This window comes from Nitrincola sp. A-D6 (genome assembly GCF_000764495.1).
In the GTDB taxonomy this organism is placed as follows: domain Bacteria; phylum Pseudomonadota; class Gammaproteobacteria; order Pseudomonadales; family Balneatricaceae; genus Nitrincola.
Genome location: NZ_JRLB01000062.1, coordinates 1 through 2,319, shown reverse-complemented (window position 1 = coordinate 2,319; position 2,319 = coordinate 1). Strand labels below are relative to the sequence as shown.

The window sequence follows — 2,319 nt, the reverse complement described above, 5'->3', positions numbered from 1 at the left end:
TTAGATTAGTAAAATAAGCCCGTGGTAATAAGGTGACAGAACTTAGCCTTCCTGCGTCTGCAGCAAACTGCTCAGATTATCACGGTATCGGCCTTGTTGTTCAGTATCAGCCTGTTTGAAGCGTACATCCTGCTCCACCAAAGACTGCATCAGTGACTTGGCAAAGTCTTGTTGCTGCTGCATGAACTCCAACATTGGGTTGTTGATCTGTTCTTTCAATTGCTGCATCAACTGCCCCAAACGACGCTCTGGACGCGATTGCTCCTCAGCATCCGAAAGCTGCTGGGTTTGTTGGTATTGACTAGCCATACTACGTACTTCGGTACGCGTCATACTAAGATCAAATGCATTTAATTGACTGGCATCCAGGGACAAGCCACCCACTTGTTCAAACGCTTTCTGTACATCACCGTGATAAAACTCATCAGCTAACTGACCAACATCACGAATCAGGTTCTGAATAGAATCGATTTCATCCACATTGAGGTCACCTTCGATAGCAAATGAGAAGCCAGAACTTTGTGTACGACTCATATCAAACACCATCGCACTGTTACCTTCTCCATCAACAGCCGCTGCCATGCCTGACTGAAAGGCTTCACTACGATCAAAGCGAATATTCACCTGATCACCTTCGCGAGTGGTAATATTCAGCTCAAAGCTATCAGCCCGCTCAAAACGCTGAGCCGCCGACATGGACACCAGTCCCATAGCTGTATTCTGTTCCGGCGATAGTGCCCGAAGTTTGTCAAAAGTAAGCTCTTCAGTACGGGCTACATCATCGGCAATTTTACCCTCCAGCATCTTTAACCCTGAAAGAATGTCTTTGGCTTCTTCAAAGCCTTTCTCTACGCCTTTCATCGCACGGTCATACATCGCCTGAACTTTTTCTTCCGAGTCTCCACGTGCCCGAGCCATTTCCATGCCTTGAGCAACGAAGTTACTGATGCGGTCAGATACTTTTTCAGGGGTGAAATTACTCGCATCCAGTTTTTTCAGCCCTTCCAGATTCATACCTGGAATATGCTGCAGCATACTTTCCAGAATTTTACTTTGTAGTTGATTCAGCGCAGGACCGGAGTCGGATTTATTAGCCGTCACTTGCGACTGTCGTGCTTCACCAGAACGCACAAACCCAGGCTGGAAAGACGAAATATTAGACATAACGCTACCCTCATATTATCTGCACAGGGTATCGGCCGACACGGCGAAAGCTTTAGTTTTCGCCCAGAACGAAGCGCTCTCCCTGACTATCAATAACCCAGCGTTCCACTCCAGCTGTATTATCTAATTCAGCCCATTCGGCCAACTGATAATAAACTGTACGCTGAATGCGTCCTTCCATACCCAGTCGAATCATCAGATAGGGTGATGGCTCGCCTGTTACCGGATCGGTTTCTACCCGTAACGGATGCTCTGCACCGGCCTCTATTTGCTCACCTGTAGCGGTCTCAAATACCAGCACCGGGGGGCTCTGTTCCAGGCGATGAACACTGATGACCTGAAAGGGTACGTCTTCCACTTCAATGCCGACTTTTTCCACCGGTGTTTTGAGGTAGTAGCGCTCGCCCTCCTTCCACAGGATACGTGAAAACATTTTCACCATGGCGGTACGCTTGATCTCACCGCCTTGATAAAACCAGCGACCATCACGACTGATGCGCATGGGAATATCACCACAAAACTCGGGATTCCATTGTTCCAAAGGCGGTAATGGCTGATCTGAACGAACTTGTTTCAGCAGGTTTTCTGGGTGTGTCGGGTGTGTCATGTGTGTCTCCGGTTGATAGGTTAGAGCATAAGCCAGGTTGCCTGGCTTGTCATGTTTGCTCTTGCTGGATTGTTTTGTGCATTGCTGGTTTTGTGCCTTGCTGGGGTGGTGCCTTGCTGGGGTGGTGGTATTGCTTTGTTGTGACACGCTGTTCGTCATCCATGACCGCTCGACTGGCGCCATCCATGGCGCCAGACGGTCACACCAAAGCAATACCACCACCCCGCCGAAACTCTGTGCCAAATCAGATAATGCTAACTACCACGCAGAATCCCATGCACTAGATTAGATGATTCCAACCATCTCGCCGCTCCCCCCGAGCCAAGTCAGATGAGGTCTCCACACGCCCCCCCTGAACAGGATCAATTGAGAGATGGGTTGAAAGTTACCGCAGGATCACAGTTTGCACATCACCTAGTGATGTCTGCTCTTTAATAGAGTGATGTCGGCACCCAAGTTGGTGAGGGTTGATGGGATCGGATTTGGCTGACCCTGTGCGCCAAGGATGGCGCACCGGAGCCCCCATGGATGGGTTCACGGCGAGTCAG

General features: G+C 49.5%; 2 protein-coding genes. Both read right to left on the bottom strand.

Annotated features, from left to right (window positions below; translation table 11 throughout):
- Nucleotides 1-42 precede the first annotated feature (42 nt).
- Nucleotides 43-1,164, bottom strand: coding sequence for a DUF5610 domain-containing protein (locus tag LH51_RS11035; RefSeq protein ID WP_036522226.1), 1,122 nt, complete (start codon nucleotides 1,162-1,164; stop codon nucleotides 43-45).
- A gap of 52 nt (nucleotides 1,165-1,216) precedes the next feature.
- Nucleotides 1,217-2,014, bottom strand: coding sequence for a DUF1285 domain-containing protein (locus tag LH51_RS11030; RefSeq protein WP_235263679.1), 798 nt, complete (start codon nucleotides 2,012-2,014; stop codon nucleotides 1,217-1,219).
- Nucleotides 2,015-2,319: the final 305 nt, after the last annotated feature.